General features: G+C 64.4%; 15 protein-coding genes. 10 read left to right on the forward strand and 5 right to left on the reverse strand.

Annotation, left to right across the window (positions count from 1 at the left end; genetic code table 11):
• Positions 1-97: 97 nt before the first annotated feature.
• Positions 98-1,798 carry an anti-sigma factor family protein gene (locus tag ACQY7R_RS19035; protein ID WP_428307148.1) on the reverse strand — a complete coding sequence of 567 codons (1,701 nt, stop codon included), beginning with the start codon at positions 1,796-1,798 and terminating at the stop codon, positions 98-100.
• A 24-nt stretch (positions 1,799-1,822) separates the two neighbouring features.
• Positions 1,823-2,407: an RNA polymerase sigma factor gene (locus ACQY7R_RS19040; protein ID WP_428307149.1), complete on the reverse strand. Its 585-nt coding sequence runs from the start codon at positions 2,405-2,407 to the stop codon at positions 1,823-1,825.
• A 321-nt stretch (positions 2,408-2,728) separates the two neighbouring features.
• On the opposite strand from ACQY7R_RS19040, the gene bioF reads away from it, so the two are divergent.
• From bioF to aceE, 6 genes are all read left to right on the forward strand, one after another.
• Entirely contained in the window at positions 2,729-3,904 is a 1,176-nt protein-coding gene (bioF, locus tag ACQY7R_RS19045) for an 8-amino-7-oxononanoate synthase (RefSeq protein WP_428307150.1), read from the forward strand.
• A 379-nt stretch (positions 3,905-4,283) separates the two neighbouring features.
• Entirely contained in the window at positions 4,284-5,669 is a 1,386-nt protein-coding gene (locus ACQY7R_RS19050) for a hypothetical protein (protein ID WP_428307151.1), read from the forward strand.
• 326 nt (positions 5,670-5,995) lie between these two features.
• A complete protein-coding gene (locus ACQY7R_RS19055; RefSeq protein ID WP_428307152.1) occupies positions 5,996-6,847 on the forward strand; it encodes a rhomboid family intramembrane serine protease in 852 nt (283 codons plus the stop codon).
• A 130-nt stretch (positions 6,848-6,977) separates the two neighbouring features.
• Entirely contained in the window at positions 6,978-7,898 is a 921-nt protein-coding gene (locus ACQY7R_RS19060; protein WP_428307153.1) for a TIGR01777 family oxidoreductase, read from the forward strand.
• Between the two features lie 438 nt (positions 7,899-8,336).
• Complete coding sequence (gene lpdA / locus ACQY7R_RS19065) at positions 8,337-9,776, forward strand: dihydrolipoyl dehydrogenase (protein ID WP_428307154.1); 1,440 nt, start codon at positions 8,337-8,339, stop codon at positions 9,774-9,776.
• Between the two features lie 141 nt (positions 9,777-9,917).
• Complete coding sequence (aceE, locus tag ACQY7R_RS19070) at positions 9,918-12,626, forward strand: pyruvate dehydrogenase (acetyl-transferring), homodimeric type (protein ID WP_428307155.1); 2,709 nt, start codon at positions 9,918-9,920, stop codon at positions 12,624-12,626.
• 24 nt (positions 12,627-12,650) lie between these two features.
• On the opposite strand, the gene ACQY7R_RS19075 is transcribed toward aceE, so the two are convergent.
• Positions 12,651-12,800, reverse strand: a complete 150-nt coding sequence (locus ACQY7R_RS19075; RefSeq protein ID WP_428307156.1) for a hypothetical protein — start codon at positions 12,798-12,800, stop codon at positions 12,651-12,653.
• A 10-nt stretch (positions 12,801-12,810) separates the two neighbouring features.
• Between ACQY7R_RS19075 and ACQY7R_RS19080 the strand changes: the two genes are divergently transcribed.
• Positions 12,811-14,205, forward strand: a complete 1,395-nt coding sequence (locus ACQY7R_RS19080; protein WP_428307157.1) for a 2-oxo acid dehydrogenase subunit E2 — start codon at positions 12,811-12,813, stop codon at positions 14,203-14,205.
• A 106-nt stretch (positions 14,206-14,311) separates the two neighbouring features.
• Positions 14,312-15,235 carry an alpha/beta hydrolase gene (locus tag ACQY7R_RS19085; RefSeq protein ID WP_428307158.1) on the forward strand — a complete coding sequence of 308 codons (924 nt, stop codon included), beginning with the start codon at positions 14,312-14,314 and terminating at the stop codon, positions 15,233-15,235.
• A gap of 254 nt (positions 15,236-15,489) precedes the next feature.
• Here ACQY7R_RS19085 and ACQY7R_RS19090 read toward each other — a convergent pair whose 3' ends face one another.
• Both ACQY7R_RS19090 and ACQY7R_RS19095 read right to left on the reverse strand, forming a co-directional pair.
• On the reverse strand, positions 15,490-16,590 hold the full coding sequence (locus ACQY7R_RS19090; protein WP_428307159.1) for a site-2 protease family protein: 1,101 nt from the start codon (positions 16,588-16,590) through the stop codon (positions 15,490-15,492).
• Between the two features lie 229 nt (positions 16,591-16,819).
• Positions 16,820-18,481, reverse strand: a complete 1,662-nt coding sequence (locus ACQY7R_RS19095) for an HDOD domain-containing protein (protein WP_428307160.1) — start codon at positions 18,479-18,481, stop codon at positions 16,820-16,822.
• Between the two features lie 366 nt (positions 18,482-18,847).
• On the opposite strand from ACQY7R_RS19095, the gene ACQY7R_RS19100 reads away from it, so the two are divergent.
• On the forward strand, positions 18,848-20,383 hold the full coding sequence (locus ACQY7R_RS19100; protein WP_428307161.1) for a hypothetical protein: 1,536 nt from the start codon (positions 18,848-18,850) through the stop codon (positions 20,381-20,383).
• Positions 20,384-20,771: 388 nt separating this feature from the next.
• Complete coding sequence (locus ACQY7R_RS19105) at positions 20,772-21,206, forward strand: BlaI/MecI/CopY family transcriptional regulator (protein ID WP_428307162.1); 435 nt, start codon at positions 20,772-20,774, stop codon at positions 21,204-21,206.
• Positions 21,207-21,267: the final 61 nt, after the last annotated feature.

Raw genomic sequence — 21,267 nt, forward strand, 5'->3', positions numbered from 1 at the left:
AACTTCAGGCGGGCAAGAATGGGGCTTTAGCAGAAAAAGTTAGGTTCGCGACCCACGGGCGGAGCCCGGGGCTAGAGGGGACGACAGGCCTAGCGATCTAGCGTGCTTCACCAGTCGCTGGCGGAGCAATGGTCGGAAGCGCCGCCGGCGCCACGGGCGATGCTTCCACCAGCGGCGATTGCAACACAAACAACACCCGCACCCGCGCGTCCGCAGAAGCGGCTTCTGCGGGCGCGGCGCTGCTAGACGCCGCCAAACCACCGAACGGCGCCGCCGCCTCCGCAGTCTGACCAGCGCCGGCAACGCCCGCCTGCGGTTTGCCCGTTTGCTGCGGCGCGGTTGCATCGACCGCGGCAGCGCCGTCGACGCTCACCGCCGACACCATCGCCCCCGTCGCGCGACACGCGGCGAGCAGCTGCTCAATCTTCTGCGACGACGCCTCGACCCACACCATCTGTTGATCGCCGCCGCTCCGCGAGCGCAATTCCACTCCGAGCGCCGGCGACATTTGGCTATAGAAGTAAAATCGATCGCCCGGCGCCCCATTCTTCGCTTCGGTCTTAGAATCGGCGAGTTCGGAACGATCTGCTTCGTTGTCGAACGCTCCGTCGTTCGTGAGTTGGCGACTCACGGCGTCTGCCGGCTCCGCTTTGTCGTGCGCGGCAACCGCACCCCCTCGGGCCTGCATGCCGCGCGCGAGCGGCCTGCCAAGCTCGCCCCCTTCGCTCTGCGACGGCGTCGCCGCGGCAATGTCGCTCTTCGCGAGCAACTCGCGGAACCACTCGGCGCCTTCTGGCTTGGCGAGTTCGAGCGTGACGGTCGTCGCTCCTTCCGTTTCGCTCGCTTTGAGCGCCTTTAGCGCCGCGCGCTGAGATTCGTCGGTCGCCACAACCTCTTCGGCCTTCTTGCCGAGGCTCGGCATCCCCCCGCCGCCGGCGCCACCAGCCATGCCAAACCGTTCCGCCGGTGCATCGCTCATCGGCTCCGCTGCGGCGAGCGCCGCATCGGCGGCCGGCGACGCTTCTTTAAATTCCAGCGCCCTAGCGCCGCCCGCCCCGGACGATTCCGTCGCCAAGGCATCGGCCGGCGCGCTCGCTGCTTCCGACATCGGTGCTGCCGGTGCGACAGTCGCCGGAGCAGCTGCAGCATCGAAACCGAGCGTCGTCGGCTCGCCTGCGGGCGGAGCCGGCGGCGCGGCGCTCAGCTGCGCGCGAAACCCAGGCGGCACTTCATCCGCCTTCTGCTTGTCAGCGGCCAGCGGCTCGTGCGACTGTTCCGCGAGCAGACTCTTATCCGACTGATCTGCGCGACGTAGCTCCGCGACGTTCTCCCGCGATAGCTGCTCAGCTTCCTCTTGCGGAGGAGTAGCCATCACGGGCGCCTTCTTCGCCTTCGCCACGTTTTCGCCCGCGTGCTTTTCTTCCGGCGGTTGGAAGATCGCGATCACGACCGTCGCAGCAATCGCCAGGGCCGACCACACGAGCCCGCGACGAATCCCCGCCCAACGATCAATCGGCGGCTCCGGCAACGTCGCCGGACCATGCGTGGCAAGATCGGCGCGAGCCTGATCAATCTCAGCCAACACGCTCGCACGCAGGTCGAGCCCCAGCGGCTCGCGCGGCAAGCGCTGAATCTCGTTCGACAGCGATCGCAGCTCATCGACAAGCGCCGCAGCGAGCGGATCGTTCCGCAGCCGCTCCTCAACGCGCGCACGCTCCGCCGCCGTCAGCTCCCCATCGACATAAGCGCTGAGGAGTTCGTCGTCGAATTCGTCGTCGTTGTTGCCCTGAGCCGTCATTAGTTCAGTGGAATGTTTTTGATTTCAACCCGCCTGCGGGGCTTCCTCGCCCCACATGCTCCGCAGCCGGTCGCGAAGTTGCAACCTCGCGCGGAACAACCGGCTCCGCACGGTTCCGACCGGTAATTCTAGAATCTCCGCAATCGCCTCGTACGAACACCCTTCCATTTCCCGCAGCACCAGGATCTTCCGGTGCTGGTCACCCAGTTCCGCCAAGGCCGTGTGAACCTGCTCGGCCCGCTCGTCGACGAGCATCTGCTCGCCCGGCGCCGCTGTTTCGTCCATCGGTTCCTCCCCGGCTCCCTCTTTGGCCGCGTCGATCGACGCCATCGGCTGGGCTCGTCGCCGGCGGGTCAGCGCCTGATTCATCGCAATGCGGTACAGCCACGTGAAAAACTGCGAATCGCCCCGAAAGGCGTCGAGCTTCAAGTAAGCCTGCACGAACGCATCTTGCACGGCATCCGCGGCGTCTTCGCGCGTGCCGGCAATCCGCAGCATCGTGTTGAAGAGCCGATCCTGGTACCGTCCCACCAACTCGCCAAACGCAGCGCGATCGCCCGCGCGGGCGGCCTCGACTAGCTCGGCGTCGGTGGGGACCGTTGGATTCACGCTCTTCTCTGGAGAATGTAGATGCCTGGGCGGCGGAGAAAGTTCCCCGAAAAGGTTCCGGCGCGCATTCTTCCGCACCTGCCGCCCCCTGTCAAACCGCATGTTACGGGGCCGTTACAGAGGCCTGCTGTCACGCCAGCAGCCGCGGGTCAACGACCCGCCGGAGCGAAACCGGGAAAGGTATGATGTAGGATCGATGATTGCCGATTTGCTTAGCGGAGTCGCCCGCATCCTCCCCACATCAGAAATCCTAAATCATAAATTCCTCCCCCTCCGCTCCGGCCGGTCGTTGACCGGCGGCTACTTGCCCCGGTTAGCTCCATGGCTCCGCTTGATTGGATCGACGCTGAACTGGAAGGCCTCCGTCAGCGTGATCTGCTGCGCGAGCTGCCGGCGCCGTTTGACCGGCAAACCGCCACGATCGAAGTCGCCGGCCGGCCGCTGATCAACTTCGCCTCGAACGACTATCTTGGCCTGGCCGCCGATCCCCGCCTCGCCGCCGCGGCTGCCGAGGCCTGCCGCACGACCGGGGTCGGCCGCGGCGCCAGCCCGCTGGTTTGCGGCCGTTCCACTATTCACGCCGAACTCGAACGCCGGCTCGCCGAATTCGAACACGCCGAAGCCGCCCTCCTCTTCCCTTCGGGGTTCGCCGCGAACGCGGGCGTCGTCCCCGCTCTCGCCGATCGCGGTGATGCGATCTTCGCCGACGCCAAGAACCACGCCAGCCTCATCGACGGCTGCCGGCTCTCACGCGCCGAGACGCACATTTACCGCCACAACGACGCCGCGCATCTCGCCGAGTTGCTCGCCGCCCACGCCCCAATGGCCCGCCGCTCGCTGATCGCGACCGACACCCTGTTCAGTATGGATGGCGACGTGGCGCCGCTCGCCGAGGTCGCCGCGCTTGCGCGCCGCTACGACGCGATGCTGCTGCTTGACGAAGCCCACGCCACCGGCGTCTTCGGCCCGCGCGGCCGCGGGCTCGCCGAAGCTGCCGGCATCGAACCGGACGGCGTCATCCGCATCGGCACGCTCAGCAAAGCCCTCGGCGCCGCCGGCGGGTTCGTCGTCGGGCCGCAGGCGCTCATCGATTATCTTGCGAATCGGGCCCGCAGCTACGTTTTCTCGACCGCTCAACCGGCGTCGACCGCCGCAGCGGCGATTGTCGCCCTCGATATCGTCGCCGCTGAACCCGAGCGTCGCACGCAGCTACTCGCCACGGCCGCAAACCTCCGCGAACGCCTCCAAGCGGCTGGCTGGCGGACCGGCGACTCGGCCAGCCAGATCATCCCGATCGAAGTCGGCGCCGCGGCCGACGCCGTCGCCCTCAGCCGCCGACTCCACGACGCCGGCTTCTGGGTCCCCGCGATCCGCCCCCCCTCGGTCCCCCCCGGCGAATCCCTCCTCCGCCTCAGCCTCACCGCCAGCCACACCCCGGTAATGATCGACGCCTTGCTCGCTGCCCTGGGAGCGAACCACGAAGACGCGAAGGCATGAAGAGCCCTTCCCTCGGGCCGCGCGGCGTCCTGGCCAGACTTCTCCCGTATTTGCTTATTGACTTCCTTCGTGCCCTCCGAGCCTCCGTGGATTGCCCGCAAAATCGCCCCGTTCCCCCCAAAACAATGGTCACCCGCCGCGACGCAAGTCGCAGCCCCGCAAAAACTTGACGCTGCCAAGCAGGCCACTTAACATCAAAGCTGCACAATTTCCCCAATCCTCCAGGTTTGACGCCTGAAGGGCGGCCGTCGGCTATCAGCTATTGGCTATCAGCCAATCAGAATCGCCGAGCAACGTCCGCAGAGATTCCGTCTGGCTGATAGCCGACAGCTAACAGTCAATAGCCACCCAGCGGCCCGCAGCGCAGGAACAGATTCCCTTGGCCCTCATTCTGCAAATCGTCGTTCTCTTGGTGGTCCTGATCGGTCTGATCACGATCATCATGAGCATCAAGAACTGGCACTGGGCCCAGATGCTCCTGCTGCTCAGCATCTTCTTCATGTCGATTGCCACGCTCTTCCTGGGCATGGAAACGTTCCGCCTCAATCGCAACATTCGCAAGAACATCAATGCGAAACAGGCGCAGTTAGACAACCTGAAGGCCGACGTTTACGCACTGCGCCGCGGAACGATCAGCAGCGACCCAGCCGTGATGCGCGTCTTCAACTCTGAAACGTTTGGCGGTGAAACGCCGTACGACGCCGAGACCGAAGGCCGCATGCCGAGCCTCGACGTCTGGATCACGCGGTTGCAAGATCTCTCACGCGCCCGGGGCAAGGTCTGGCGCAACGCGACCCCTACTGGCATCGATCAGAAAACGGGCCAGGTCGCTGTCACGATTGCCCCGGCGCAGCTGGCTCCGGCGGTCGATCCCGACATCGCTGATCCAAGCGCCGAGGCCCCTGCCGCCGCTGCTGCTCCCGCAGCGCCCCAGGGCCATGGCCTGCCCGTCGGCGCCATTGTCTATGCGTTCGAGAACGGCGCCCCTAATCCCGCCGCTCCTGACCAAGGCGCCCAGTACATCGGCGAATTCAAAGTCGCCAATGCGAACGAAACGGCCGTATTGCTTGAGCCCGTCCAAGCCCTCAACCCGTTCACCGGCGGTCGCATCGTCAAATCGATCCAGACCAAGAAAACCTGGAGCCTGTATGAGCTGATGCCGGCGGACAACCACGCCCTCTTCGCCGGACTCGATGAAGCCGCCCTCAAAGCGCTCCTGCCCGCGTCGACGGTCAACGAGTACGTCCGCCAAGGGACGCCCGCGAATCCTGACGACGACGAGTATCACCGCGCCACGTTCGACGAAGCCGGAAATGAAATCGGCCCAGACGACGCGAAAGCCGATCCGTCGAAGGTAGTGAAGACGCTCTACAACCGCCCGCTTCGCGACTACAGCTATCTGTTCCCCGAGAAGATGCGTGAGCGTTCCGTGATGGAGGCCGACATCGCCGAGCTGAAGCAGCAGATTGCCGATCTCACCGCCGCCCAGGCGAGTGCAAAGAAGCTCGAAGCCCTTCGCACGAAGGAGAAGGGCGAAGTTTCCGAAGACCTCGCGCACATGCAGCGCGACCTCGCGTTCATCAAGAACCTGCTGGCGAAGATCAATTCGCAGATCGCGAACGGCCAGGCTCAAATCGGCAACCTCCTCAAGCAAAACGCCGCCGGCGCCCAAACGCTGATCGCTGAGCAATTGGCGGAGCTGCAAGAAATCAACAAGCGCTCCCCCGCCCCGGCGCGCAACTCGATTCTCACCCCCATCCCCTAGCGGCCAAGCAAGCCGCGGGGTTCATCCCCCGCGGTCTTTAGGGCTCACCCCCGAGATTCTTCGCCTCAATCGGACCGCCACGCGTTCCGGGCAACCCCGCCAAACGCGCTGCAATCCCTCCCCGGCCCGCCTCCCGGAGGCCGTGGGCCTCCGGCTTGGGCCTTCTTCCGCACCGCAACAGTCCCGCCCAGGTTCCGCCTTCCCCCCTCGTCTTTCTGCGGCTACCTTCCCCTCTGACGCCCTCGCCGGCCCCGCCGACGTACAATTCGAGGGCCCGCTCCGCATCCATTCCGCCGCCTCCGGCGAATCAATAGTCAGCAGCCGCCATGGGACTTTACGACCGAGAATACGCCCGCGACTACGAATCGGGCTTCCGGCTCAGCGCGCCATCGACGGCGACGCTACAACTACTCCTGATTACGGTTGGCGTGTATATCGCTCAACTCCTCTTCCCAGCCCTAACGGGCATGATTGAGCTCCGATCCGATTGGTGGAGCCGCCCTTGGGAAGCCTACCGCCTACTGACGTATGGGTTCGCTCACAACCCAAACGACATCAAGCACATTCTGTTCAACATGGTCGTCCTGGGAATCTTCGGCAACTACATCGAACAGCGTTACGGTCGCGCTCGATTCCTCTTCTTTTATCTCAGTTCGATCATCATCGGCGGGCTCGTCTGGTCGCTGATTTGCACGCTTCAGGGTGCGCTCTCGACTGTCGTGGGAGCCTCGGGGGCGACGACGGCGATCTTCATTTTGTTCGCCTTCAACTACCCCCACATGCAAATCCAGATGATGTTCCTGTTCCCGATGCCGGCGTGGGTCGCCGCGCTCATCGGCGTGGCGATGGATATGCAGGGCGCCATCGCCCAATACGGAGCCGTTGCGTTCACGGTCCACCTCGCGGGCGCCGCGTATGCTACCTACTATTTCTACTACGGAGCGGACGCGACCCGCTCCATCAGCGAGAAGCTCTCGAACCTCTCCCTCAAATCGCTCAAGCGGCGCCCTAAGCTCCGCGTCCATGCCCCTGACGAAGACGACGCGGAAGACTCGCTAGCCCAGCAAGTCGACGTCATCCTCGAAAAGATCCAACGCAGCGGCAAAGACAGCCTCACCTGGCGCGAGCGCCGCACGCTCGAACGGGCGAGCAAGGAGTATCAGGAAAAGCGACGCTAGAGGGTTCAGGCGTTAGGGTTCTGAAATACGGGCTAATACGGGGAACTTCGGAACGCTTTATGCAGGCACGTCTCGCGTAACGGCGGCTTAATTGCCCACTGCCCACTAAACTCTAACCCCGCTTATCTCCATGCCATCGCTCGCCAACCAGCGCGTTCTCATCACCGGCGCCAGCGGCCTCGTTGGATCGCGACTCGCGACTGAACTCACCAAGCTCGGCGCCCAGCCAGTCGCTGCCGTTCGCCGGCCAGTGAAGGACGAAGCCCGCGAACTCTACTGGAATCCTGACCGCGGCGAGATCGATCGCGCGAAGCTCGAAGGGATCGACGCCGTCGTCCACCTCGCCGGCGAGAACATCGCTGCAGGCCGTTGGACCGAAGCGTTCAAGCAGAAGATTCTCGACAGCCGCGTCAAAGGAACGCACCTCATCGCCGACGCACTCGCCCATCTGGAACGCAAACCGCGCGTCTTCGTCTCCGCCTCGGCCATCGGTTACTACGGCAGCCGCGGCGCCGACGTGATGACCGAGCACTCGTCACCCGATGACGACTTCCTCGCCAAGGTCTGCCAACAGTGGGAAGCGGCGGCGCAACCGGCCCGCGACGCCGGCATTCCGGTGACGAACATCCGCATTGGCGTCGTCCTCAGCGCCGACGGCGCCGCGTTGGCCAAGATGCTCACGCCGTTCAAGCTCGGCCTCGGCGGCAAGGTCGGCAGCGGCGCGCAGTTTATGAGCTGGATCACGATCGACGACCTCGTCGGCGCGATCATCTTCCTCCTCAGCCGCAGCGAGCCCGTCGTCGGCCCGGTGAACGTCGTCGCTCCCAATCCGTCGACCAACCTCAGCTTCACGAAAACTCTCGGCCGGGTCCTCGGCCGCCCCACGGTGCTCCCGATGCCCGCGTTTGCCGTAAAGCTTCTATTCGGCGAAATGGGAGACGCCCTGCTCCTCTCCAGCACCCGCGTCGCCCCCCAGGCCCTGCAATCGGCCGGCTACCAGTTCCAGCACCCGGAACTAGAACCCGCCCTCCGCCACCTCCTCAAAAAATGACCAGCGAGCCGGAGGGTTCATCCCTCCGGTCCCCCGCCCCGCCAATCTGCGCAAAACCACCGCCCCCCTTCTGCGTAAAATAGGGAGTAGGAATTCGTTCCACGCACGGAGATACTGAAGGCCCCGCCAGCCGCCAGGCTCCCCGTCCGGCCCCGCCAAAAACGCCCTACCCCGCCAGGCCCGTTAAGTCCCATCCGCTGGGGCTAACTCGCAGGCCGCCCCGCCGCTCCCCGCCCCGCATCATTAAGGTTCCGTCATCCCCCGCCATCGCCCGTTCCCGCGGGTAACAGCCCGTTTCCCACCCCGGCGCCATGCCATTGTGAGAACCCCGCCCCCCGTTAAAATGATGGGTTCGCGAGGGTTAGATCAGCTAGGTTCAGTCGTCCATCGAGACGCGGCCGACGAGAGAAGGCCAACGAAAAGGAACTGAGGAGAGGTATGCATTCGCAAGTAGTCGTGCTCGGCGGTGGTCCCGGCGGTTATGCAGCGGCCTTCATGGCTGCCGACCTCGGGCTGGAAACTACGATCGTCGAAGCCGATCCTCGCCTGGGCGGCACCTGCCTCCTCCGCGGTTGCATCCCGTCGAAGGCCCTCCTCCACGTCGCCAAGGTCATCAGCGAAGCCCGCGAGATGGTCGAGTGGGGCGTCGAGTTCCCGCAACCAAAGTTCAGCATCGACAAAATCCGCGAACGCAAAGAGAAGGTGATCGCCACCCTCACCGGCGGTCTCGGCCAACTCGCCAAGCGTCGCAAGGTGAAAGTCGTCAACGCCCGCGGCATCTTCGTCGATTCGCAAACGCTGCAGCTTGAAGGGGGCGACCCCGCCACTCACGGCGGCGATGGACGCATTACCTTCGATCACTGCATCCTCGCCACCGGCTCGACCCCCGCGATGCCGAAGATGTTCCAGATCGGCTCCGACCGCGTGATGGATTCGACCGGCGCCCTCGCGCTCGCCGACATCCCCGAATCGCTGCTCGTCGTCGGCGGCGGTTACATCGGCCTCGAAATGGGCTCGGTCTACAGCGAACTCGGTTCGAAGGTCTCGGTTGTTGAACTTCTCGACGGCCTCCTCCCCGGCGCCGACCGCGATCTGGTGAAGCCGCTCGAGAAGCGCCTCCGCGAACATTTCCACGCGATCATGCTCAGCACGAAGGTGCTCGGCGTCACCGACGTCGGCGGCAAGATCGAAGTCGAGATGGAAGGCCCCGACGGCGCCAAATTCACCAACACCTACGATCGCGTGCTGATCTCGGTCGGCCGCCGCCCCAAGTCGGCTGGTTTTGGACTCGAGAACACGAAGGCTAAGATCAACGAAAAGGGCTTCGTCGAAATCGACGACCAGCAACGGACGAGCGACCCGCACATCTTCGCCATCGGCGACGTGGCGGGCGAGCCGATGCTGGCCCACAAGGCCTCGCACGAAGGCAAAGTGGCGGCGGAAGTGATCGCCGGCGAACCGGCGGCCTTCGACAAGGCGGCCATCCCCGCCGTCGTCTTCACCGACCCGGAAATCGCTTGGGCCGGCCTCACCGCCGACCAAGCACAGCGTGAAGGCCGCGAGGTCGAAATCGCCCAGTACCCGTGGCAAGCGAGCGGTCGCGCGATTGCCAACGGCCGCACCGACGGCCTCACGAAGCTGATCGTCGACCCAGTGACCGAGCGCGTCCTCGGTTGCGGCATCGTTGGCGCCGGCGCCGGCGAGCTGATCGCCGAAGCCGTCCTCGCGATCGAAATGGGCTGCACCGCTCGCGACCTCGCCGAGTCGGTCCACCCCCACCCCACCCTCAGCGAAACGGTCGGCTTCAGCGCCGAAGCCCAACTCGGCTACGCCACCGAAATTTACCGCCCCAAGCGGAAGCAAACGCAAGAAAACTAGATCACCACAAAGACACTACGGGCGCGAAGCAACACAAAGAAGACATGACAGTGAAATGATGCGGCAGATAGACGTTCTGCCGTGCTTCCTTCGTGTCTTTGCGCCTTGGTGGTTAAGTATCCGAACTAAGGACAGAGCCGTATGGCAACAGGAAAAGCAACCGAAGTCCGCTCGCCGATTCCGAACGACGTCGATCCGGTCGAAACGAACGAGTGGCTCGAATCGCTCGAGTACGTGCTGGAGCACAAAGGCTCCGAGCGCGCTCAGGAGCTGCTGACCGCCCTCGACGAAGCCGCCCACCGCAACGGCGTCGAGCTGCCGTTCACGGCGACCACTCCGTACGTCAACACGATCCCCGCTGACAAGCAGGCGACGTTCCCCGGCAATCGGGAACTTGAGCGCCGCATCAAGAGCTTCGTCCGCTGGAACGCAATGGCAATGGTCACCCGCGCCAACCGCGACCCGGCGTCCCCCGGCGGTCACATCAGCACCTTCGCTTCGTCGGCGACGCTGTACGAAGTGGCGCTGAACCACTTCATCCGCGGCCGCGGCGACAGCGGCTACGACGGCGACCAGGTTTACTACCAAGGTCACGCGGCGCCCGGCATGTACGCCCGCGCGTTCCTCGAAGGCCGGCTCACCGAGCAGAACCTCGTCAACTTCCGCCGCGAACTGGGCGAAGGGGGCGGCCTGTCGTCCTACCCGCATCCTTGGCTGATGCCCGACTTCTGGGAATTCCCCACGGTGTCGATGGGCCTCGGCCCGATCATGGCGATCTACCAAGCCCGCTTCAACCGCTACCTCACCGATCGCAAGATCAAGGACCTGTCGAAGAAGCACGTCTGGGCTTTCCTTGGCGACGGCGAATGCGACGAGCCTGAAACGCTCGGCGCCATCACGCTCGCCTCGCGCGAACAGCTCGATAACCTCACCTTCGTCATCAACTGCAACCTGCAGCGGCTCGACGGCCCGGTCCGCGGCAACGGCAAGATCATTCAAGAGCTCGAAGGCGCCTTCCGCGGCGCCGGCTGGAACGTCATCAAGGTCGTCTGGGGTTCCGATTGGGATCCGCTGCTCGACGCCGACGATTCGGGTCTGCTCGCCCAACGGATGATGGAAGTCATCGACGGCCAATACCAAAAGTACGTCGTCTCCGGCGGCGAATACATCCGCGAGCACTTCTTCGGCAAGTATCCCGAGCTACTCAAGCTCGTGAAGAAGTATTCGGACGACAAGCTCCGCACGCTGAAGCGAGGAGGCCACGACCCCGAGAAGGTCTACGCCGCCTACCAGGCCGCCCTCGACACCAAGGGTCGCCCGACCGTCATCCTCGCGAAGACGATCAAAGGCTACGGCGTCGGCGAAGCAGGCGAAGGCCGCAACATCACGCACAACAACAAGAAGCTCAACGAAGACGAGCTGCGTGAATTCCGCACTCGCTTCGGCATTCCGATTTCGGACGAGCGCGTCGCCGAGGCGCCCTTCTACCGTCCGCCGGAAAACAGCCCCGAAATGAAGTACATGCGCGAGCACCGCAAGGCGCTCGGCGGTTCGGTGCCGGCCCGCAACAACGCCCCCGTGACGCTCGAAGTCCCGCGGCTCGCCGACTACGCGAAGTCGCTGGACAAGCTCGTCAGCAAGGGCCCGGGCAAGGAAATGTCGACGACGATGGGCTTCGTCCGGCTGCTCACCGACTTGCTCCGCGACAAGAAAATCGGCAAGGCGATCGTCCCGATCGTCCCCGACGAATCGCGCACGTTCGGCATGGAAGGCCTCTTCCGGCAGGTCGGCATCTACTCGCACGTCGGCCAGCTCTACGAGCCGGTCGATAGCGATCAGCTTGCCTACTACAAGGAAGCCAAAGACGGCCAGCTGCTCGAAGAAGGCATCACCGAGTGCGGTTCGATGTCGTCGTTCATCGCCGCCGGGACGAGCTACTCGTCGCACGGCGTCGCGATGATTCCGATGTTCATCTATTACTCGATGTTCGGCTTCCAGCGGATCGGCGACTCGATCTGGGCCGCCGCCGACGCCCGCGCGAAGGGCTTCATGCTCGGCGGCACCGCCGGCCGCACAACGCTCAACGGCGAAGGCCTGCAGCATCAGGACGGCCACAGCCTGATCAACGCGATGGCCTTCCCGACCGTTCGCGCCTACGACCCCGCCTACGCCTACGAGACGGCGGTCATCGTCTTCGACGGTCTCAAGCGGATGTACGAAGACAACGAGACGGCGATCTACTACATCACGCTCGAAAACGAAAACTACGAAATGCCCGAGATGCCTGCCGGCTGCGAAGAAGGCATCATCCGCGGCATGTACAAGCTTTCGAGCAACGAAGCCGAAGGCGGCTCGCTCCGCGTGCAACTATTCGGCAGCGGCCCGATTCTCCGCGAATCGATCCGTGCGGCCGACATCCTGAAGACCAAGTACAACGTCTCCAGCGACGTTTGGAGCGTTACGAGCTACAACCAGCTTCGTCGCGACGCCCAGGAATGCGAACGCTGGAACATGCTCAACCCCGAGAAGCCGCGGCGCCACTCCTACCTGCAGGAGCAAATCGACGCGACCGAAGGGCCGATCATTGCCGCCAGCGACTACATGCGAATCTTGCCCGACCAACTCGGTCCGTGGCTCAAGGGCCGCTTGTTTTCGCTCGGCACCGACGGCATGGGCCGCAGCGAAAGCCGTGCGAACCTCCGCCGCCACTTCGAGGTCGACGCCGAGTCAATCGTCGTCGCCACGCTCTACAAGCTCTCGCTCGACGGCAAGTACGACGCCGCCGCAGTGGCGCAAGCGATTAAGGACCTCGGCATCAGCCCGGAAAAGAAATCGGCCTTGTACGCCTAAACGCACGGTTCTAAGTAATTCATTTCACCACCACGGCACAACGATCACGACGTGAGGAAGTAGGCGGATTCGTTCGGACCGCACGCTGCGATAGCGGGCGGCAAGCAATGCTTGGCGTTGCATCTGATTTTTCGTCGTGTGCTTCGTGCCGTCGTGGTTAATCTTCTTACTCATTCGGAACACGATGGCCACGCAAATCACCCTTCCCTCGCTCGGCGAGAACATTGAATCCGGCGACGTCCTCTCGATTCTCGTGAGCGAAGGCGACGTCGTTACCAAGGACCAAGACCTCCTCGAGCTCGAGACCGACAAGGCCACCATGCCGGTTCCCAGCCCGCAGGCTGGCAAGATCGTGAAGGTCCTCGTCTCCGAGGGCGACACCGTCCCGGTCGGCGGCGCCATCTTCGAGATCGAAGCCGCCGGCGGCGCCAGCAACGGCGCAGCCGCCAAGAAGGAACCCGCCAAGGAGCCGGAGAAGAAGGAAGAGAAGCCAAAGGCCGCTCCCAAGAAGGCGCCGAAGGAAGAGATCGTCGAAGAAGAGCAAGTCGACGAAGCGGTCGCCGATGAGCAAGAAGAGCCAGAAGCTCCGAAGCCAGCGAAGAAGCCCGCCGCCAAGCCAGCGGCGAAGGCCGAGCCGGCGCCCGTTGCCGCCGAAGCGGACGAGAAGGCCGGCGACGGTCAGTCCTCCGCAGCCGCCGGCCCCGCCGTCCGCCGCCTCGCCCGCGAACTCGGCGTCGACCTCCGTCGCGTCCGCACCACCGGCGATCGCATCACCGAAGAAGACGTTCGCAACCACGTTCGTCGCAGTCAGGCCGAATCGGAAGCGAAGGCCCCCAAGGGCGTCACGCCTCCTGGCTCGCCTGAGTCCGACAGCCAAGGCGCCGTCCGTCGCGAGAAGATGACTCGCATGCGGCAGACGATCGCCCGCAACATGCTGAACTCGCACCAGACGATTCCGCAGCTCACCAACTTCGACGACGTCGACGTCACCGACCTCGAGCGCATCCGCAAGGAAAGCCAGAAGGACTACGACTCGCAAGGCGTGAAACTCACGACGCTGCCCTTCCTGGTGAAGGCCCTCGCGGTCGCGCTAAAGAATCACCCGATCATCAACGCCTCGGTCAGCGACGAAGGCAACGAGATCATCTACAAGGAATACGTGAACATCGGCATCGCCGTCGACACGGAGAAGGGGCTCATCGTCCCGGTCCTCCGCGACGCCGATCGCAAGAACATTCCGCAAATCGCCCGCGAGCTGGTGCAGATCGCCGACGCGGCTCGCAACGGCACGTTCAAGGTCGAAGACCTCCGCGGCGGCACGTTCACGATCAGCAACCTCGGCGCGATCGGCGGCACCTACTCGACGCCGATCATCAATCCGCCGGAAGTGGCGATCCTGCTCATTGGCCGCAGCCGCATGCTGCCGCAGTGGATCGACAATTCGTTCCAACCGCGATTGATGATGCCGCTGTCGATCAGCTACGACCACCGCATCGTCGACGGCGCCGCGGCTCAGCGGTTCCTCAACGACGTGAAGGGCTACCTCGCTCACCCGGGCCGGTTGCTGCTGGCCCCGTAAGCGGGTGCGATCATCGGCTGACCGCCTGCCTGGCGGAGGCTACTGACGCGATGGGCGAGCTTCGCCCATCGCGTTATTTTTTCCTCGTAACGAAAGCCGTCTTCCAATGCTTCGCTCGCTTGTCTTCGCCGCCGTCGCATCGCTCATCGCCGCCCCCGCCCTCGCTCAACGCAGCGGCTATCCGCCGAAGTTCGAAGAGGGCGTGAAGGAACACGTCTTCAAGCAAGCCGGCGACGTTGAGCTGAAGCTGTACGTCTTCGAACCAGCCGGTCACAAAGCGAGCGACAAAACTCCCGCCATCGTCTTCTTCTTCGGCGGCGGCTGGGTCGGCGGATCGCCCGAGCAATTCGCGCCGCAGTCTCGCTACCTCGCCTCGCGCGGCATGGTCGCCATCGTCGCCGACTACCGCGTGAAGAATCGCCACGGCGTCATGGGCGTCGATTGCGTCCGCGACGCGAAGTCGGCCATCCGCTGGGTCCGCGCCCATGCCGCCGAACTCGGCGTCGATCCCGATCGCATCGCGGCCAGCGGCGGTTCGGCGGGCGGACATCTCGCCGCCGCGACGGGGACGATCAAAGAATTCGACGAACCGAGCGAAGACGCCGCCGTCAGTTCCGCGCCGAACGCGATGATCCTCTACAACCCCGCCGCCTCGTTCGATCCCGCGACGCTGATCCCCGGCGAAAAGCGCGGCGGCAACTACGGCGCGCGCATGGGCGTCGACCCGACCAAGCTGTCGCCCGCCGACCACATCGACGCGAAGACCCCGCCGACGCTGATCATGATCGGCACCAACGACTACCTCATCGGCGGCTCCCGCCAATTCACCGACCGCATGAAAGCCGCCGGCGCCCGCTGCGACCTCGACCTCTACGAAGGCCGCGGCCACGGCTTCTTCAACCTTCGCCCCAACAAGCCGAGCAAAGACTTCTACGCGACCACCAAATCGCTGGACAAGTTCCTCACATCGCTCGGCTACCTCGAAGGCGAGCAAACGGTGAAGGAGTTTTTTAAGAAGCCGAAAGAGTAAGGAGCGTTACCGATTGGACGGCCACGACCTATGGGTGGCCCCGACACTCGGCCGCAAGAAATCCTCGAATGGGACAACTGCAGCCCGGCCGAGTGTCGGGGTCGCGCCAGCGAAAAGAGGCGATCAAGCCTCCAGACCGCGCCGCCTCTTGCTGCCTGCGGCAACACCGACACGCCGGCGGCCACATCAAAGCAATTGGCTACTACTCTCGCGCCCGAGTGTCGGTGCCACCCGAATTCCGTCGCCCGCCCCCGCTACTGCCGGAACCCCAGCAGCGGAAAGCAGAGCACCGGAATCAGCAACGAAGCTAGCCCAATCGCCCAACGCACCGGGCCCAGCGGCACCTTGTCGTCGCGCGTCGGCGGGTGGTGAATCCCCAGAAAGATCACCAACAGCAACATCGGCGTCCAGAGGATCGCTTCCTCAAGGTTGATCACGACGTAAAAAATCGCGAACGAAATGAAGAACCGCGCGAACGTGTGGGCCTTGTCGAGGAAGAGCGCGTAAATCGTGTGCCCGCCGTCGAGTTGGCTGATCGGCAGCATGTTCAGGCCGGTGATGAGCATGCCGACCCACCCCGCCATGAAGTACGGGTTCAGCTCCGACAGCCCGACCCATTGCTCGTGCGCCCATGGCTTATCGGGATGGGCCCATTGCAACATCCACTGCCCCACCAGCGGCAAGTAGAACTCAATCTCGCCCGGTTGCGGCGCACTGCTCAGATCGAGCGCCTTGATCCCTTGCCACAACACGGGAAACGCGACGGCCAATCCTGCCAGCGGCCCCGCGATGCCGATATCAAAAATCTGGCGTCGATCAGCCCGGCTGCCGTCCATCCCAATGACGGCGCCCATCGTGCCGATCGAGTTGAACGGCACCGGAATACAGAGCGGATAGCTCGCCGGGATGCCATACTTCACGGTCTGCAGGAAATGCCCCATCTCATGCGTCAGCAAAATCGCCAGCACGGCGCCCATATAGGCGAGGCCAATGTGCCAATTCGCTTGCACCACGGCGCCGATTTGCGGCCAAGTGACGCTCACGCCGAACTGCATCGGATCCCAGCGCGTGGCGCCGACCCAGAAGGTCGAAATGCACGTCGCGACGAATAACATTGCCGGCACCAAGATTTGCCGCTGCGGCGGAATCTGCACGCCGCTCTCGATGTCCGACTTCATCAACTCCGGCAGATGCGAGAGCGTCGAATCGTGGAACGAGTCTCCCTGCAGCGGCCGCTTGGCGATCGGCTGATCGACCGCGGCGACGCTTGTCGGACGGCCGGCAGGAACCAGCGACTGCCCGCCGGGCGTCGCCGGGGGCTGGTGTTCGGAGGGAGGATTTTCGCCGGTGCTCATTCGCCAATCATAGCAAACTGAGAGGCCTCGGACAGGCGGAGCCGTCTGCGGTTGCCGCTGCGATTTTTTGAAGACTGGGCAGGATCACAGGATGGTGCGGATCGACTGGATGAAGAATGAACCGAACGATAACGACCCGTGCATCGCGGCCGCCATTCCCTCATCCTGTCGATCCCCCGCAGTCCAGTTATCCTGTCTATTATTCGTCAGGCGCAGCCAAAAATTGCCGCTACGAAACTTCGAGGCTCTTCACGCCCCCAGTCCGCAGCGCCGCCGTGAGGCAGCGGTCGGCCGTTTCGAGCAGGCTCACCGCGCGAAAGTTTTTCGCCGGCGTTGCCGCCCACGCCACGCCCGCGCCGGCAATCACCGGCGTCAACTGCTCGCGACGAACGAGCGGCTCGATCAGCGCCCGCAGCTCATCGTGCACATGCCTGGCCGCCGTCACCGCTTCGTGCCGATCGCGTCCCGGCAACACCACGACGCGCCGCAACGGTCCCAGCCGCTCGACCGTGAGATGCGGGTCAGCCGCGCGGCAGGCGCGATCGAGATAGCGCTCCAGCAATCCCTCTTCCAGCGAGCTCAATAACTCCGATGGCTGGAACGCGACGATCGCCAACCCCACCGGCCGCCGCAGCGAACGGCAACGTCCCACTTCGAGCGTAAGCCGCGTTTCCAACTCGCTCGTTCCCGCCAGCGCCGCTTGGCTCGCCGCGACGCGACTTACCGTGGCTGCGAAGAGGTTGGGCTCTTCGGTGCTCGCAGCAGCACTCGTAGGTGGAGTTTCCGCCAACGCGGCCGCCGTCGTCCCGCGGTAAAAATCTTCAAACGACGCCCGCAGCTGCCGCGCCAAGGCCATCGCTTGCGTCTCGCGGCAATCGCCTTCAATCGGATTGGCTGCCTCGTTCGCCAACCCGCGACTCAGCGGTGCCGCCACCGACTCGGCCACGCGCGACATCTGTTCGTGCGCTTGCACGATGATCTGCAAGTAATCTTCGCCGCCGGCAAGTGGCAGCGACAACACGCCCGCCAGTTGCCGCACCTTCGGCTCAAGCGTGGCGATCAAGTCGTTCAGCTTTGATTTGTCGAGTTCACAGTAAGCTTCGCCCGCATCGAGCAGGTCGGGCAGCACGCTCAACCGCCGCTGGCCGATGAGCTGCGCGAACAACTCCGCCAAGTGCAGCACCCGCACCAGGTGGGCATGCTCCGCTTTGTTGTGAGCCCAGTAGCGAATGTCTTGCTCGGCGCCGATCGCCGTGACAAGCAGCGACGGCAAGTTCCACCGTTTGAGTAATCCCGCCGTCAACTGACGATGATCGAACCCGAGCGACTCGCGTTCCAACGCGGCGAGATCCGACTGCGACGCAATCGCCTCGCTCAACAGCGCCGCGTACGGCTCGCGAAATTCGCTCAGCAACACCAGCACGCCAATATCTTGCAGCAGCCCGGCGAGAAACGCATCGTCGCCCGGCTTCCCGAACAACTGCTCGCTAATCTCGCGGGCCGACACCGCCCGCACGAGCGACGTCTTCCAATACCAATCAAGCTGGTCGCGAGCCGCCGACAGGAACAACCCCTCCGGCAAGCTGAACCCGAGCGCCAGCAGCTTGAGCGGCTTGATCCCCAACAGCGCCAGCGCCTGGTTGAGATCGCTCACCTCGCGCGGCAGCCCGAACAGCGAGCTGTTCACCACCCGCAGAATCTTCACCGTCAGCGCGGGATCGCGTTCGATGCACTCCTTCAAGGCGTGCACATCGACCCGCGGTGATTCCGTGAGCCGCAACACTTCGACCGCGACGGCCGGCAACGTAAACAGCGCTCCGGCGCGCCCGACAATTTGGTCGAGCGCGTCGGGGTACGTTGGCGTCACGGAGGCAGGTGTCGAGGCGGGCATACGGCGGGAGCGGGGGCTAACGCGGCGGCGAAAACGCCATCGCGCGGCGGGGAATTCAGCAATGCGCAAGTGTAGCTCATAGTGGAGAACCGCCATGTCGCCGCCTGCCTTCAGCGGCACTCGCCCGCCGCTGCTAGCACGACCGCTACAACCGCCCCACGGCGGCACGTCGCACTCCTCCCCTAGCCCCGGGCTCCGCCCGGGGGTCGCCAACCATTCCGATAGACGTCGTCACGCGCAACGCCACCCCCGGGCGAAGCCCGGGGCTAGAAGCGCCTCACGAACACCGAGGTGCCCTAGGGCCCCTCCCCGCCCCGCAGTACAATCACCCGCCGCCCTTCGCTCGCCTCAAGGATGACGCCAGCCATGCCCTCGCGCTCTCTTCGCTTCCCTCTGCTCTGCTCCCTGCTGTCAGCCGCTTGCGGCTTAGCGATCTCCCTCGCCCCATCGATTGCCCAAGCTCAAGCAACCTTCGCCGAAGAAGTCGCCCAAGCGAGCTACCACGAGCCGATCGTCGCGGCCGGCGAAGTCGATGCAGCCGCCGTCGCGAAGCAGGCCGAAGAGATCGAAATCATTCGCCAACTCGCCCGCCATCGCGGCGGCCAACCGGCAGCGCTCGCGCAGCTCATTCAAATGGCGCGGCCCTTCAGCGACGAAGTGGCCGCCGAACTAATCGATGAACTCGCCACGGCCCACCTGCAAGCCGGCGACCTCAACCTCGCCGCCGAAACCCGCCGCGTCCTCTCCGAGCAATACCCCGGCACGCCGCGAGCCCAAGACGCTCTCCTGTGGTTGGTGCGACTCTACGCCAGCAGCGAAATGGTTCACGCCCGCCGCGAGCCGTCGCAAGCCGCGCAAGACATGCTGCGGCAACTCCCTCCCAACGCCGACCTAACGCAAGCCCGCACGAATACCGCCGTCGTCCCGAAGCAACGTCGCAAACCGAAGGACGCCGCCGAGGCGGCTAGCCAACCCGCAGCCCCCTACGCCGTTCATTTAGCGACGCAATCGATGGACCGTCACCCTGAGCTAGCCGACAGCGTGCCACTCGCCTACCAGCGCGCCGTCGCCGCGCGACTCGCCGGTCAGCAGAAATCAGCGCAAGCTTACATGTCGCCGCTACGGCATCGCCATCCCGGCGATCCGTGGGGGAACTGCGCTCGGATGGAAGCTTGGCTTGAGACAGGCGCCAAAGATCGCGCCCCCAAGCCGACGGCCACGGTCGTCTTCGCGGACAACCCGCCGAAACTCGACGGCATCCTCTCCGAATCGTTCTGGGGACTCGCCCTCCCGATGCCGCTGCAGGCGAACGAAGAGACCGCCGCGCCCAGCGAAAACGACGCTAACGCCGAACTCGCCTCGGCCGAGCAACCGCTCGCTCGCCAGAGTACACAGCAAGCGCGCTCATCCGCGCCGCTTCCTGCCAGCCAAGTACAACTCGCATACGATCGCGAGTTCCTCTACATCGCCGTCGTCTGCGAAAAAGCGTCAGGCGTTGATTACCCAGCCGGCAAGGGCCCCCGCCCGCGCGACGGTCAGATCGACGCGGCCGACCATGTTCGCATCCGGCTCGATCTCGATCGCGACTACGCGTCGTACTACGAACTCCTTGTCGACGCTCGCGGCTGGACCGCTGAGCGCTGCTGGGGCGACTCGGCCTGGAACCCGCAATGGTACGTCGCCGCGGGCGATGCGAACAACGCCAGCCCCCGCTGGATTGTGGAGGCCGCGATCCCCTGGAGCGAACTAACGCCAAAGGCTCCCAAGAGCGGCCAAGCCTGGGCCTGCTCGCTCCATCGCGCGACGCCGAGCACGATCGGCGCTCCAACGCAGCAGTCGTGGCAAGGCCCCGCGGACCAACCCGAAAGCCCCGCCCACTTCGGCGTGCTGCAATTCGAGTAGCAGCAACCGTCGCCGCCACGCCTCTAGCCCCGGGCTCCGCCCGGGGGTGAGCTTCCATTCCGTTTGGCTACGTCGCGCGGTGTGGTAACCGACCCCCGGGCGGAGCCCGGGGCTAGAAGCACCAAAACGGCCCGCAGCATCTCATGCCTGAAGACCGCGACCATCTGCCCCCTCCCCACCTATTCCTACCCCTCTTCTCTCCCTTCGTGCCCACTTAGCGCCCTCGCGTCTTCGTGGTTGCATTTCCTTCCCCGACCTCCGCTCTCCGACCTTCCGCCCTCCCAAACTTTCTCCAAAATTCCGTTGACTCGCTTTATTCTAATTCGTTAGAATTAGCGCCAGCACGCCGACGACGACTGAACGGCAGCCACCCAGGAGGACCCGCACGATGCCCCGCGCCCCCAGCCCTCATCCCACCGACGTCGAGCTCGAAATCCTCCAGGCCCTCTGGAACCACGGCCCCTGCTCGCTCAGCCTCCTCTGCGAAACGCTCCGCACCGAGCGCGAAGTCGCCGCCACCACCGTCGCCACGATGCTCCGCGTGATGAGTGACAAAAATCTCGTCAAACGCACCGGCAGCGGCCGCGGCGCCACCTGGAGCGCCGTCGTCACCCAACAACGGACTGAAGCCGGCATGGTCGGCGCCCTCGTCGACCGCCTCTTCGCCGGCGCCGCCGACCGCCTCGCCGCCCATCTCGTCGAAGGGGGACAGCTCAACCCCGCCCAATTGGCCGAACTCCGCCAATTGATTGATCAGCAATCCAGCAGTACCGACAAGAAAATCGCAACCACAAAGACTCGAAGACGAAAAGACGACCACTAAGATCAAATATTGAAGGGCAACTTCTATTCGCCGCTGTTCTCTCTTCGTGCTGTTCTCCGTG

It is taken from the genome of Lacipirellula sp. (genome assembly GCF_965279485.1).
Classification (GTDB): Bacteria; Planctomycetota; Planctomycetia; order Pirellulales; family Lacipirellulaceae; genus Lacipirellula.

Bases quoted from the DNA above. Each gene is read 5' to 3' on its own strand.
- ACQY7R_RS19060 (WP_428307153.1), top strand. From the start codon at position 6,978: ATGCCATCGCTCGCCAACCAGCGCGTTCTCATCACCGGCGCCAGCGGC.
- ACQY7R_RS19035 (WP_428307148.1), bottom strand. From the start codon at position 1,798: ATGACGGCTCAGGGCAACAACGACGACGAATTCGACGACGAACTCCTC.
- ACQY7R_RS19100 (WP_428307161.1), top strand. From the start codon at position 18,848: ATGCCCTCGCGCTCTCTTCGCTTCCCTCTGCTCTGCTCCCTGCTGTCA.
- ACQY7R_RS19055 (WP_428307152.1), top strand. From the start codon at position 5,996: ATGGGACTTTACGACCGAGAATACGCCCGCGACTACGAATCGGGCTTC.
- bioF (WP_428307150.1), top strand. From the start codon at position 2,729: ATGGCTCCGCTTGATTGGATCGACGCTGAACTGGAAGGCCTCCGTCAG.
- ACQY7R_RS19075 (WP_428307156.1), bottom strand. From the start codon at position 12,800: ATGAGTAAGAAGATTAACCACGACGGCACGAAGCACACGACGAAAAAT.
- ACQY7R_RS19090 (WP_428307159.1), bottom strand. From the start codon at position 16,590: ATGAGCACCGGCGAAAATCCTCCCTCCGAACACCAGCCCCCGGCGACG.
- ACQY7R_RS19095 (WP_428307160.1), bottom strand. From the start codon at position 18,481: ATGCCCGCCTCGACACCTGCCTCCGTGACGCCAACGTACCCCGACGCG.
- ACQY7R_RS19080 (WP_428307157.1), top strand. From the start codon at position 12,811: ATGGCCACGCAAATCACCCTTCCCTCGCTCGGCGAGAACATTGAATCC.
- aceE (WP_428307155.1), top strand. From the start codon at position 9,918: ATGGCAACAGGAAAAGCAACCGAAGTCCGCTCGCCGATTCCGAACGAC.
- ACQY7R_RS19085 (WP_428307158.1), top strand. From the start codon at position 14,312: ATGCTTCGCTCGCTTGTCTTCGCCGCCGTCGCATCGCTCATCGCCGCC.
- ACQY7R_RS19105 (WP_428307162.1), top strand. From the start codon at position 20,772: ATGCCCCGCGCCCCCAGCCCTCATCCCACCGACGTCGAGCTCGAAATC.
- lpdA (WP_428307154.1), top strand. From the start codon at position 8,337: ATGCATTCGCAAGTAGTCGTGCTCGGCGGTGGTCCCGGCGGTTATGCA.